At 48.8% G+C, this 12896-nt stretch carries 9 protein-coding genes; 7 read left to right on the plus strand and 2 right to left on the minus strand.

Features of this window, described 5'->3' with window-relative positions; all coding sequences use genetic code 11:
• From F0P94_RS19705 to F0P94_RS14510, 4 genes are all read left to right on the plus strand, one after another.
• Window positions 1-820: hypothetical protein (locus F0P94_RS19705; RefSeq protein WP_225307231.1), on the plus strand; the 820-nt coding region annotated here is incomplete at its 5' end.
• 35 nt (window positions 821-855) lie between these two features.
• Window positions 856-2121 carry an IPT/TIG domain-containing protein gene (locus F0P94_RS14500; RefSeq protein ID WP_150904631.1) on the plus strand — a complete coding sequence of 422 codons (1266 nt, stop codon included), beginning with the start codon at window positions 856-858 and terminating at the stop codon, window positions 2119-2121.
• 237 nt (window positions 2122-2358) lie between these two features.
• A complete protein-coding gene (locus F0P94_RS14505; protein WP_150904632.1) occupies window positions 2359-5532 on the plus strand; it encodes a T9SS type A sorting domain-containing protein in 3174 nt (1057 codons plus the stop codon).
• 71 nt (window positions 5533-5603) lie between these two features.
• A complete protein-coding gene (locus tag F0P94_RS14510; RefSeq protein WP_150904633.1) occupies window positions 5604-5801 on the plus strand; it encodes a PID-CTERM protein-sorting domain-containing protein in 198 nt (65 codons plus the stop codon).
• A gap of 212 nt (window positions 5802-6013) precedes the next feature.
• Here the strand turns inward: F0P94_RS14510 and msrB are convergent, their stop codons facing one another.
• On the minus strand, window positions 6014-6553 hold the full coding sequence (gene msrB / locus F0P94_RS14515) for a peptide-methionine (R)-S-oxide reductase MsrB (protein WP_150904634.1): 540 nt from the start codon (window positions 6551-6553) through the stop codon (window positions 6014-6016).
• 345 nt (window positions 6554-6898) lie between these two features.
• Between msrB and F0P94_RS14520 the strand changes: the two genes are divergently transcribed.
• The 3 genes from F0P94_RS14520 to F0P94_RS14530 all read left to right on the plus strand — a co-directional run bounded on the left by F0P94_RS14520 (window position 6899) and on the right by F0P94_RS14530 (window position 11532).
• The gene (locus F0P94_RS14520; RefSeq protein WP_150904635.1) at window positions 6899-8416 is read left to right on the plus strand and encodes a SulP family inorganic anion transporter; all 1518 of its coding nucleotides are present in this window, start codon (window positions 6899-6901) and stop codon (window positions 8414-8416) included.
• A 568-nt stretch (window positions 8417-8984) separates the two neighbouring features.
• A complete protein-coding gene (gene typA, locus F0P94_RS14525; protein ID WP_150904636.1) occupies window positions 8985-10796 on the plus strand; it encodes a translational GTPase TypA in 1812 nt (603 codons plus the stop codon).
• Between the two features lie 142 nt (window positions 10797-10938).
• Window positions 10939-11532, plus strand: coding sequence for a hypothetical protein (locus F0P94_RS14530; protein ID WP_150904637.1), 594 nt, complete (start codon window positions 10939-10941; stop codon window positions 11530-11532).
• A 44-nt stretch (window positions 11533-11576) separates the two neighbouring features.
• Here F0P94_RS14530 and F0P94_RS14535 read toward each other — a convergent pair whose 3' ends face one another.
• Complete coding sequence (locus tag F0P94_RS14535; protein ID WP_150904638.1) at window positions 11577-12407, minus strand: DUF1206 domain-containing protein; 831 nt, start codon at window positions 12405-12407, stop codon at window positions 11577-11579.
• Between the last annotated feature and the right edge of the window lie 489 nt (window positions 12408-12896).

Here is a 12896-nt window from a genome sequence, read left to right on the forward strand (position 1 = left end):
GGTAGATGTCGGTACGCCCGGCTTCTCGGCTGGTCAGGCAGACTACACTTCTCTGACCTTGGATGGCAGCGGTACCCCTTATGTAGCTTACCAGGATGGAGGCAATGGCAATAAATCTACCGTGAAGAAGTTTAACGGCACAAGCTGGGTAGATGTCGGTACTCCCGGCTTCTCGGCTGGTGTGGTATATTACACTTCCCTGGCGCTGGATGGCAGCGGCGCACCTTATGTAGCTTACATGGATGATGAAAAGGGCAGTAAAGCTACCGTGAAGAGGTTTAACGGCACAAGCTGGATAGATATAGTTACGCCCGGCTTCTCGGTTGGTCGCGCTAATTACACTTCCCTGGCGCTGGATGGCAGCGGCACCCCTTATGTAGCTTACGCGGATGGAGGCAATTTCTATAAAGCTACCGTGAAGAAGTTTAACGGCACAACCTGGGTCAATGTCGGTACTCCCGGCTTCTCGGCTGGAGTGGTATCTTACACTTCCCTGGCGCTGGATGGCAGCGGCACCCCTTATGTAGCTTACGTGGATGGAGGCAATGGCAATAAAACTACCGTGAAGAAGTTTAACGGCACAAGCTGGGTAGATGTCGGTACGCCCGGCTTCTCGGCTGGTTCGGCAGACTACATTTCCCTGGCGCTGGATGGCAGCGGCACCCCTTATGTAGCTTACCAGGATAGAGGAAATGGTCTTAAAGCTACCGTGAAGAAGTTTAACGGCACAACCTGGATAAATGTAGGTACTCCCGGTTTCTCGGCTGGTCAGGCAGACTACACTTCCCTGGCGCTGGATGGCAGCGGCACCCTTATGTAGCTTACCAGGATGGAAGCAATGGCTATAAAACTACCGTGAAGAAGTTTAACGGCACAACCTGGGTAGATATAGGTACTCCCGGCTTCTCGGCTGGTGTGGTATATTACACTTCCCTGGCGCTGGGTGGCAGCGGCACCCCTTATGTAGCTTACCAGGATGGAGGCAATGGCAATAAAGCTACCGTGATGAAGTTTAACGGCACGATTTGGGTAGATATAGATACGCCCGGCTTCTCGGCTGGTCAGGCAGACTACACTTCCCTGGCCTTTAAAAACAGCAAACTATATATTGCCTACAACAGCGGTGGTGCGTTTGCCAAAACTTTTTCCCTTAATACGGCTGCCCCAACCGATATTACATTATCGGCTACAGCCATTTACGAGAATGTGGCGGCCAACAGTACGGTGGGCACGCTTACCTCTATCGACATCGACACCGGCGATATGCATACTTATACCCTGGTAAGCGGTGCCGGCAGCACCGACAATGCTTCCTTTAACATCTCCGGCAACGCGCTTCGCATCAATAACTCCCCGGATTACGAAACCCAAAACAGCTACAGCATCCGGATAAGAACCACCGACAGCCATGGCCTGTTTTTTGAAAAAGCCTTCACCATTAACATAGTTGATGTATATGATTCTCCAACCATTACTTCCTTTACTCCAACCAGCGGACCGGTAGGTTCAATCGTTACCATTACCGGGACCAATTTTACCGCAACTACAAACGTTCTGTTTGATGGTTCCGTTCGCGCAACTACACTTACAGTAAATTCAGCAACCCAGATTACCGCCACTGTGCCGGCAGGCGCTGTTACAGGGTTTCTAATAGTAGTTGGTAATTCACCCTATTGGGAATATAGCGATGACATCTTTATAGTTACTACACCTATTACTATTACTACAGATCCTATTTCACCAACAAGTTTCTGCGCCGGCAGCAACGTTACAGTTCCTTTCACAGCTACCGGTCCTTTTGCTTCGGGTAACGTTTTTACCGCCCAGCTTTCCGATGCCAGCGGCAGCTTTACTTCGCCTACAACCATTGGAACGGTAACCGCTACCACTTCCGGCAACATTTCAGCTACCATGCCGGCCGCCCAAACCGCCGGAGCAGGTTACCGCATCCGGGTTATTGCTTCTAACCCGGCAACCACCGGCACCGACAACGGCAGCAACCTGACGGTTATGGGGCGGATCGCTACTCCAATAGCTACTGCTTCCAGAACTGCTTTGGGCCAGTGGGATAATGCCACGCTCACTGTTTCCAATCCAGACCCGAATGCTACATATACCTGAAACGGCACCGGCGTAAGCAACCAGACCGGCACCAGCATTACCGTAACCCCGGCTACGGCAGGGGCGCACACCTATACCGTTACTGCTACGGCAAATTCAGGCTATTGCACGCAGGCGGGTAGCGGCTCGGTTACGGTTACCGTTACCAATTACACCTTCGGAACCGGCCCTGTTTCTAACAGTACTTCCGGCAGCAGTCGTGGCCCGAACGGTGCCATCAATTTCCAGCGTACGGCCATGCTTTATAAAGGCTCCGATTTCCCGGACCTGCCGGCCGGAACCGTTAATTATTTTGGCTTCAGTATTGGTACGCCGGCAGCAACGGCGGCCAGCGGCAACATTAAGGTTTATATGGTGAATACTTCCGATGCAATTTACAGCCGCGGTACCACCTGGACCAGTATCATTTCTTCTCCTTCGGCTATGGCCCTGGTTTATGATGGTCCGTTAACCATTCCGGCTGCTTCCGGAACGTTCAATATCATGCTGCAAACGCCCTTTAACTATACCGGCGGAAACTTTTATTTAGCATATGAATGGAGCACCACAACCCGTTCGGCGGTTTCGGCGATTTACAATACCAACAACGAACTGCCGGCCAGCCTGGTAACCGTAACTGCTACAACCCTGGCGGGTACTGCTACTCTTACCGGAAGCAGCGCTTTCCGCCCGGTACTCATCCTCGGTTACCCTACTCCCGGCAGCGACATGAGCGTGATGGGCGTTTTCGCGATGGGAAAAATGGCATTAACGAGCGGCGCCAGGTCTATTCAGGCCCGGGTAAAAAATACGGGTACCACCACTTTAACCAACCGTACCATTTCTCTTTCCATTACCGGAGCCAATACCTTCAACACTTCAGTTTTGGTAAGCTCATTAGCCCCAGGCGCTGAGAGAACGGTTGCTTTTCCGGCATTTGCTCCTACTGTACTTGGCTCTAACAACCTGGTGGAAGTAAGTGTGGCCGCAGACGATGTTTCAGGCAATAACTCAAAACAGGTAAATATGGTGGTTACGCCATCAACGCAGGGCTATGCTCAATACCCTACTGTTGCCAACGCACTACCGGTGGTAAATACTGCTTTTGAAGGAAACTACCCGCTTACGAACCCAACTCCTGCTACCCGGAACGCCAATTTTCTGGCAGCCTTCAGGGCAACTGGACCTACAGCCGTTACGGCAGTAAATGCCTATGTACCGGGTCCGGCTTTCAGCCCTAATATAAATACTACCGGCGTTACGGTCTATGGCGTGGTGCTGAATGCCGCTGGCGTGGAAGTAGCCCGTTCGGCCAATAAAGTGCTTGCTGCCACTGACCTGGATAAAATGGTTAACTTCCCGATTACGGTACCGCCAACCTTCTCTAACAATGAGGTTTATTACATTGGTATGGCTCAGCCAGCTCAGGCCTTACCTGCAAATGCTCCGGCAACGATCTACCCGATGGGCGCTCAGAAAGAAAACAGCGGTTTGTATTGGATCCAGGCTTTTTACCGGTCTGCAGAAGGCAGCAATACAGCCCCGGTCGACCTCTTTGATGCGTATAAATTTGTGCTGGAAGCAGAAATTGGAACTGTTAATTTTACTTGGACGGGTGCCACTTCCACCGATTGGAACACGGCAAGCAACTGGAGCAACAACAGCGTACCAACAGCCTCCAGCGATGTGGTAATTCCATCCGGCGTTTCGCGCTACCCGGTTATCTCTTCCGGCACGGCTCTGGCCAAAGATTTGACGATCGCCTCGAGTGCAAGTTTAACGGTTAACGGCGGTACGTTGGAAGTAAAAGAAGACTTCACCAACAACGGCGCCTTTACAGCTACCGGCGGCTCTGCGACTTTCTCCGGCTCAGTCCTGCAGGTTATCGGGGGAACAAACCCTTCCACTTTCCATGATCTGACCATCAGCGCAGCGGGTGCAAGCTTAGCCGGACCTGTTTCTGTTCAGCGGGTGCTCACGTTAAATGGCAACCTGAACACGAATGGCAATACCTTTACACTGCTCTCGAATGCAACTGGTACAGCCATGGTAGTGAATGCGGGTGGGGTAGTGAACGGCACGGCTAAAGTGCAGCGCTACATCAACCCTGCCCTGAACGCAGCAGCAGGTTACCGCCACTTCGCTTCTCCGGTTACTTCAACTACGGTGAGTGATTTAGTAACAGGTGGCTTTACGCCGGTAGTGAACCCGGCTTACAACACGGCTACCAAGCCGGGAACGGTGCGTCCTTTCCCAACCGTATTCCAGTACAACCAGAGCCGCTTAACCAACGACAGCGCTGCTACCATGGACTTCGGCTTCGGCTGGGAATCTCCGGCTTCACTATCTTCAGCTTTAACGCCGGGCAGAGGCTACTCGGTAAACATTCCTGCTTCCCAGACAGTGGATTTCACCGGTACTTTGAACAACGGCACCGTAACGGTTACAGGCTTAGGCAGAGGAGCAACAGCAGAATCGGGGTGGCATTTACTGGGTAATCCTTATCCTGCTCCGATCGACTGGGACAACATCACTGTTCCTTCGGGCATGATGGATGCGGTGTATGCTTTCCGTTCTTCTTCTGCTTACAACGGTGCTTATGCTGCTTACGTGAACGGAGTAGGATCTTTGACCGGTGGCGTAATTCCGGCCATGCAGGCCTTCTTTGTACGCACCACTGCTCCTGTGGCTTCCTTCAGCTTTACCAATGCAGCAAGGCTTACTTCTTACCAGAATCCTTCTTTTTACCGGACTACTGAAACCCGTCCTTTACTTCAGCTTTCTGCTTCTAAAGGTCAGCAGCAGGATGAAGCCTACGTGTACTTAGAGCAGGGAGCAACTTCAGGTATGGACAACAGCTTTGATGCTTTCTCGCTGCCGATGGGAGCGGTACGGGTATTTACCTTAGCCGGTACTTCCCAGCTTTCCATCAATGGTTTGGGGTATGCAGCAGCTCCGCAACAGATTCCTTTAGTAGTGGAAGGAGTAGCCGGAGCTTATCAGCTTAAAGTAGAGCAGCTCTTAAACCAGTTCCAGGTACAATTGGAAGACAACCAGCTCAATACCATGCAGACGTTGACTTCTGCTACTGTTTACTCCTTCTCGCATGCAGGCGGAAGCACGGCAAATCGTTTTGTGCTGCACGTTGGTGCAAGAGTAAGCGGTATAGCGGAGGCAGTAAAAAGTATGGAAGTGAAGCTTTATCCGAACCCAAGCCAAGGTAAGTTCCAGCTCCAACTCTCCGGACTAAAAGCTTCTTCAGCTGAAATGACCATTACTGATCTTGCCGGTAAAACCATCCTGCAGAAAAAGGTAAAAGCCAATGGCGGCACGATCTCCGAAGCGGTAGAATTGAAAGCGGCTAAGGGAATTTACCTGCTCCAGATCAAAGCCGATCAGCAGGTAATTACCCGGAAAATAGTAATTGAGTAAAACCGTATAATTTGAAATATTGAAAGCAGCAGATCTAAAACCCTGCTGCTTTTCCTTACAAAAAATATATTATGAAGAATAACAGTATCAAAGCATTGCTGTCAACCGCTTTTATGACGGTAATTACAGCTTCAGCCTGGGCACAAGGTAGCCCGGGAAATGGGGGTCCTACTCCTACCGATATTCCCATTGATGGTGGTATCAGCCTTCTTGCTGCAGGCGGAGCTGCCCTGGGTATTCATAAAATGAGAAAAAGATTTCAGAAGTAAATTTATGCCTTATCAATCGGTTAAAAAGCCTCGTAGCAATAGTTACGAGGCTTTTCTATTAATTTATTGTCTTTTCTAACAATCCTAAGCCAATCATTCTTGAAATTCACAAAATAAACTGTTCCTTACAGCGCTTGCCCCTGTTTATAATGCCCGTTAATTCCATTAATATCCTGATTGAAAAAGTTCGATATTCACTCCTTTAGTCTCATTTACTTTTTCACAAAATACAAGGCTGCCGAATTCATGCAATAGCGCAAGCCGGTAGGTTTAGGACCATCGTTGAAAAGGTGGCCCAAATGCGCGCCGCAGCGGGAACAAAGTACTTCATCGCGGGTCATGCCCATGCTGTTGTCTTTGGCTACGGTTACGTTGTTGCCGATCTTGTCGTAAAAGCTGGGCCAGCCGGTGCCGGATTCGAATTTCGTTTCAGATTTAAACAGGTCGAGGCCGCAGCTCACGCATTTGTAAATGCCGTGTTCGTGGTTGCCGTTGTACTTGTTCCGGAAAGGCAATTCGGTGCCCTTGCGGCGGGTAACTTCAAATTGTTCAGCGGTAAGCTGCTTCCGCCATTGGGCATCCGACATCATAACCGTATCGCGGCCGGTTTTCGGGCTCTTCGTGATCTTAATATTTTCAAATTTCGGCCTTTCCTGGCCGGTCTGTGCCGTATTTTGGGCCGAGGTTTTACTCTGGCCGCAGCCCGGTAAACTGATTACGCTTACCAGCAGGATATACAATAATCTTTTCATGGTGCCGCTTCTTTAAATTCCTTATACGAAAACAAAACACCGGCGCATTTAATTTAACAAAAGTCCTTAATTATAAATCTGGCAGCGAAAGGCCGGCAACCGTCCGTTCATTTTTTATATTAAATCCTGTAAACTACCTTTGCACCCGCAACGAAAAACCGATCCAGTCTTTTGAATTCCACCCCACACTGATTTTCCTTGCTTTAGGGCAATTTTTAAAGCGCGGCCTCTCCGGCCCTTGCGTTCGCCTGCTTTCTTTTATATTCCTGCATTCAGTTTTTAACCCTAAACCGGCACCTTTACTTTTTGGTCGCTCCGGTATAGCATTCCCATTTCAATATTTTTATGAGTTTCAATTTACGTTTTTTAAAAAACATCAATTATAAAACCGAGATCCTGGCCGGGCTTACGGTAGCCATGACCATGATGCCCGAGTCGCTTTCCTTTGCCATTCTGGGTGGTTTCCCGCCGCTGGTTGGTTTGTACGCCGCTTTTATCATGGGTCTGATTACGGCAGTTTTTGGCGGCCGGCCAGGTTTAATTTCCGGAGGTGCGGGCGCAACGGTAGTGGTTTTAATTGCTTTAATGCAGAGCCACGGCATCGACTATGTATTTGCAGCAGTTGCTTTGGCGGGCTTGTTACAGATCCTGGTAGGCGTTTTTAAACTCGGGAAATTCATCCGATTGGTGCCGCAGCCGGTAATGTTCGGTTTCGTGAATGGTTTGGCAGTTATCATTTTCATGAGCCAGCTCGAGCAATTCAAAACCGTAGTGAACGGCGAAACGGTATGGCTGGCCGGAACGGCACTTTACACCATGCTCGGTCTGGTGGCTTTAACTATTGCAATCATTCTTTTTTTTCCGAAGATTTCGAAAGCCATTCCGCCATCTTTAGTGGCCATTCTGGTAATTTTTGCCTTGGTTATGGGCTTCGGAATTGATACTAAAACGGTAAAAGACATTGCTTCGGTAAGCGGCGGCCTTCCGCCGTTCCATATTCCGCAGGTGCCTTTTACGCTGGAAACACTACAAATCATTTTCCCTTATGCGCTCATTATGGCCGGAGTGGGTTTAACCGAAAGTTTGCTTACCCTGAACCTGGTAGATGAAATTGCAGGCAACCGCGGCAACGGCAATAGGGAATGCGTAGCCCAGGGCAGCGCCAACGTACTGAACGGCTTTTTCTTTGGCATGGGCGGCTGTGCCATGATCGCGCAAACGCTGGTGAACTTAAGCGCCGGCGCCCGAGCGAGGCTTTCCGGCATTGTAGCAGCCCTTACGATTTTAGCAATCATTTTAGTGGGTGCGCCGGTAATCGAAAATGTGCCGATGGCGGCTTTGGTGGGCGTGATGGTAATGGTGGCGATCAGCACCTTTGAGTGGATCAGTTTCCGGATCATAAATAAAATGCCGAAGCACGATATTTTTGTGGGAATCCTGGTGGCGGTTATCACGATCTGGCTGCATAATCTGGCACTGGCTGTTTTAATCGGCGTAATTATTTCGGCGCTGGTTTTTGCCTGGGAAAGCGCCAAACGCATCCGCGCCCGGAAATACACCGATGACAAGGGTGTGAAACATTACGAAATGTACGGCCCGCTTTTCTTTGGTTCGGTTACGGCTTTCAATGAGAAATTCGACGTAGCCAATGATCCTCAGGAAGTAATTATGGATTTCCGGGAAAGCCGCGTAGCCGATATGAGCGGTATTGAAGCGCTAAACAAACTAACCGAACGGTATCGGAAAGCCGGAAAAACCCTACATTTAAAACACCTCAGCCCCGATTGCCGCGGGTTGCTCAAAAATGCGGATGCGGTTATTGATGTGAATATTCTGGAAGATCCGCATTATGGCGTGGTTTGACCCCACCCCGATTTAAATGTAGGGACAGGTCGCGACCTGTCCGCACGCATTCCCGATCGTATATTTCCGGACAAGCATTTCAGATCATATGTTTCAGATAAAAATTTCTGTTCATCCAGAAAATCTCTTGAATCGTGTTCAGATAATTTGCCGCAATATGCGTGCGGACAGGGTTTGGTCGGGAATGCGCGCGGACAGGTTTTGATCGGGAATGCGTGCGGACAGGTCGCGACCTGTCCCTACATAAATCCGGTCCATACATGAATCCGGACAATCTTTTAATTCGGAAAACCGGATGCAGAAAATCTGACCACTTTTTCGCCTTAAAACTGTACCGTTTAACTACAAAAATCCAAAACCAGCACTACCAGAAAGCCTTCCCCTGATTTAGAACCCGGGTGGGGTGGAACTCTTTCCCTAAACCGTTACGTTACCTCTCAGAAGCTGTAACACGCTATCGTTTCAAACAAAAAAAACTAAACACCAAACAGCAGTTTGTAAAGGTTAGAAAAATTGCTTATAAAACAAGTTTTTCTTTGTACCTTTGCGCCCTGATATAAAATTTTCAATGCAAAGTATTCGTAATATTGCCATTATTGCCCACGTTGACCACGGCAAAACGACCCTGGTTGACAAGATCATCCACGCTTCTAAATTATTTGATGAGCACCAGCAATTCGACGACTTAATCCTGGACAACAACGATCTGGAACGCGAACGCGGAATCACCATCGTGTCTAAAAACGTATCCGTACGCTACAAAGGGGTAAAGATCAACGTTATTGATACGCCTGGTCACGCCGACTTTGGCGGTGAAGTAGAGCGTGTATTGAAAATGGCCGATGGCGTACTTTTGCTCGTAGATGCTTTTGAAGGTGCCATGCCCCAAACCCGTTTCGTACTGGGTAAAGCTATTGACTTAGGCCTGAAGCCGATTGTGGTAGTAAATAAAGTAGATAAAGAAAACTGCCGCCCGGACGAAGTGCATGAGCAGGTTTTCGACCTGATGTTCAACTTAGGCGCTACTGAAGACCAGCTGGATTTCACTACCCTTTACGGTTCTTCGAAACAAGGCTGGATGAGCACCGACTGGAACAACAAAACCGAAGATATTACGCCGCTTCTGGATGCTATTGTAGAAGTAATTCCGTCGGCGCCGTTCCGTGAAGGCACCCCGCAAATGCAGATCACGTCGCTTGACTATTCTTCATTCGTAGGCCGTATCGCTATTGGCCGCGTGCACCGCGGTACCCTGAAAGAAGGCGCTAACATGACGCTTTGCAAGCGCGATGGCTCTTTCAAAAAAGTAAAAATAAAGGAACTTCACGTATTTGAAGGTTTAGGCAAAGCCAAGGTAGAAGAAGTTTCTGCCGGCGAAATTTGCGCCGTAACCGGTATTGAAGGTTTTGACATTGGCGATACCCTGGCCGATTTCGAAAATCCGGAGCCATTAGAGCGTATCTCGATCGACGAGCCGACCATGAACATGCTGTTCACGATCAACAACTCGCCGTTCTTTGGTAAAGAAGGTAAATTTGTTACTTCCCGCCACTTACGTGAGCGTCTGTTCAAAGAAACTGAGAAAAACCTTGCTTTACGCGTTGCTGAAACCGACAAAGAGGATACTTTCCTGGTTTATGGCCGCGGAATTCTTCACTTGTCCGTGCTTATCGAAACCATGCGTCGCGAAGGCTACGAGTTACAAGTAGGTCAGCCACAGGTATTGTTCAAGGAAATCGATGGCGTGCGCCACGAACCGATCGAACACTTAGTAGTAGACGTTCCGGACGAAGTTGCCGGTAAAGTGATCGAGTTGGTAAGCATGCGTAAAGGCGAATTGTCCATCATGGAGCCAAAAGGCGACCTGCAGCATTTGGAATTCAATATTCCGGCGCGTGGCCTGATCGGCTTAAGAAATAACGTTCTTACCGCAACTGCCGGTGAAGCCATTATGAACCACCGTTTCCTGAGCTACGAGCCATTTAAAGGTCCGATCCCGGGTCGTATCAACGGTTCCCTGATCGCCATGGAAACCGGTCCTGGAACAGCTTACTCCATCGACAAACTGCAGGACAGAGGCGTATTCTTTGTAGAGCCGGGTGAAGAGGTTTACATGGGCCAGGTAATTGGCGAGCACTCGCGCGGCAACGACTTAACCGTAAACATTCAGAAAGGCAAGCAGCTGACCAACATGCGTGCTTCCGGTTCCGACAACAACGTGAAGATCGTTCCGAAAAAACAATTCTCACTGGAAGAAGCCATGGAATACATCCAGAAAGATGAATATCTGGAAGTAACCCCGAAAAGCCTCCGCATGCGGAAGATCTGGTTAGACGAAAACGACCGCAAACGCTACGAGAAAAAAGTAGAAGCCATGTAATTATTGCCGTAAAAACGGTATAGTTTGAAACAAAAAACTCCCGGCATTTCGTCGGGAGTTTTTTGTTTATGCCGATTTGTAATCTGTAAAATGTTAAGCTAACTTACAAGCAGTTACAATTTCTTAAAACGGTATCGATACGATGAAAAAAATCTTCTGGATTCTCCTCGGTTTTACCGCGCTTCAGTTTGCCTGTGAAAAGGAAAATTACGAAGGTTGCGATTCAGCAGAGCATTTTAATATTACCGGCCTGGAACTGAATGCAAGAGGCACAGTACAGCAGCCCGACGGAAATGGTTCAGGAACGGTTTTGAAAGACCAGGATGAGGTTCCATTCAATTCTTTTAGTCTTGAGGGCTTCCTGAAGGCAGATTATTATGCTTTCAATACAGAAACCAGCCTTTCATTTTTTCCTAAGGCCCTTGCAACTGCTCCCTGTCCTCCTCCTGGCTGGGGTGGTTCCGAAGAGGAACTGGCCGGCCTGTGCCTGATCTCTCTGGGAAAATTTAATGCAGACATCCAACCCGGCGATACCCTGCAGGATGTTTATTGGATCAACAATCAAACACCGGAAGAATACTTTTCCTTGCACAGCCAGAATATCCGGGAACAGCGATTGCTTATTTATTTTACCCAAAAACCCGATCCCAAAGAATACCAATCTTTCAAGCTCATTTACCAGCTAACCAACGGCGAAACCTACGAAGCGACCACGCCCCGCTTTAAGCTTTATTAAATTACAAAGTTGCGGAAAGCAAATCAGGATACCGCTTAAACAGATCAGGCGGTTTTTATAGGTTGATATTTGGCCCGCATAAACATAAAAGCCCCGTAGCAAATAAGCCCCACCGCCACGGCACCCAGCAAAATGGAGCCAAAAGAACTTTCCAGAAACCGGAAGGCCTGGCCGGTTCCGCCGGCTTCGGAAGGGTTAAAATGCAGGGCCGCCTGAATAAAGAAATACCCGATCAGGCCCCAAACAATGCCTCTGGCCACGTAGCCTGCTTTTCCGGCCCGCACCATCATTTCTTCGGTTTCATGTTTCAGGTTGGAGCCGGCTACTTTCTTTTTATACTTGTTGGAAACGCCCCGGTAGATCTGGTAAAGCCCGGAACCAATTACGCCTAGCCCTATTAAAATTAAAAGCCATTGTCCCATGGGTTGCTCTAATACCTTCTGAGCCAGGGTTTCGCGCTGATCGCCTTTGCCGCTGCCTCCGGAACCAAGGGCTAACCTGAAAGCTGCTATTGCGAACCCACCATACATTACCCCGCTAAACAGATAGCCGGCTCTTCGCCCAAGCCCCTTCAGGTTTTCCCCCCTTTGCTCGGTATCTTTCAGGGCTTGGATCAGGCGCCAGAGACTGTAAAAGGCCAGGCCAAGGGCAATGAGCAGTAGCAGCACTTTCCCGAAAGGCTGTTCCAGTACAAATTTAAACACCCCTTCGCGGTCGGCATTTTCCTGAGAGCCCTTCCGGAGCCCGAAAGCAGCCATAAAGGCAAGCAGCCCAACCAGGCAATAAACCAGGCCATTGGCCAAAAGCCCGATCCGGGCAAAACGTTCCACCCACTTCGGGGGCGGGGAAGGCATAGCAGCAGTTATATTTTTCATAGCATCAATATTGCCTCCCTTCACGTAAAACCGGGGCGTATGGTTTTAAAAACCAAACCTCAGACGTATAAACATCAGGTACTTTATAGCAATATTACGGGGTAAGGGTTTTGCTTAAATCAGAAAAAATGCGGGCAGGAAGCGGAAACAGGAAAGTCAAAAGGCCGGCCGGAGCAGCTTTTGACCGAATACAAAAACCCATCAGCCGATCCGGCAACAGGCAATGTCCGAAACGGGTGCGTTTGCCTGCTAAATTCTTATGAAACGATTGGCAGAAAAAATCCTGGCGTTACAAGCCTGTAGCTGAACCACCTACAAAAAACAGAGGAAACCAAGCCAATGAATTACAAATAGCTGATTTCTAAACTAATACAAAATATTTTTCAGAAACCAAAAAAAAAGGAAAAATATTTTGCCATAACATTTGGTAGAAAAATATTATATTTCTATATTTGTTACTCGCTGCTTACAGCGTATTATTTCTATATT

It is taken from the genome of Adhaeribacter soli (genome assembly GCF_008727925.1).
Taxonomy (GTDB): domain Bacteria; phylum Bacteroidota; class Bacteroidia; order Cytophagales; family Hymenobacteraceae; genus Adhaeribacter_A; species Adhaeribacter_A soli.

Coding starts and splice junctions, on each gene's coding strand:
- F0P94_RS14520 (WP_150904635.1), top strand. CDS start 6,899: ATGAGTTTCAATTTACGTTTTTTAAAAAACATCAATTATAAAACCGAG.
- msrB (WP_150904634.1), bottom strand. CDS start 6,553: ATGAAAAGATTATTGTATATCCTGCTGGTAAGCGTAATCAGTTTACCG.
- F0P94_RS14510 (WP_150904633.1), top strand. CDS start 5,604: ATGAAGAATAACAGTATCAAAGCATTGCTGTCAACCGCTTTTATGACG.
- typA (WP_150904636.1), top strand. CDS start 8,985: ATGCAAAGTATTCGTAATATTGCCATTATTGCCCACGTTGACCACGGC.
- F0P94_RS14530 (WP_150904637.1), top strand. CDS start 10,939: ATGAAAAAAATCTTCTGGATTCTCCTCGGTTTTACCGCGCTTCAGTTT.
- F0P94_RS14535 (WP_150904638.1), bottom strand. CDS start 12,407: ATGAAAAATATAACTGCTGCTATGCCTTCCCCGCCCCCGAAGTGGGTG.
- F0P94_RS14505 (WP_150904632.1), top strand. CDS start 2,359: ATGCTTTATAAAGGCTCCGATTTCCCGGACCTGCCGGCCGGAACCGTT.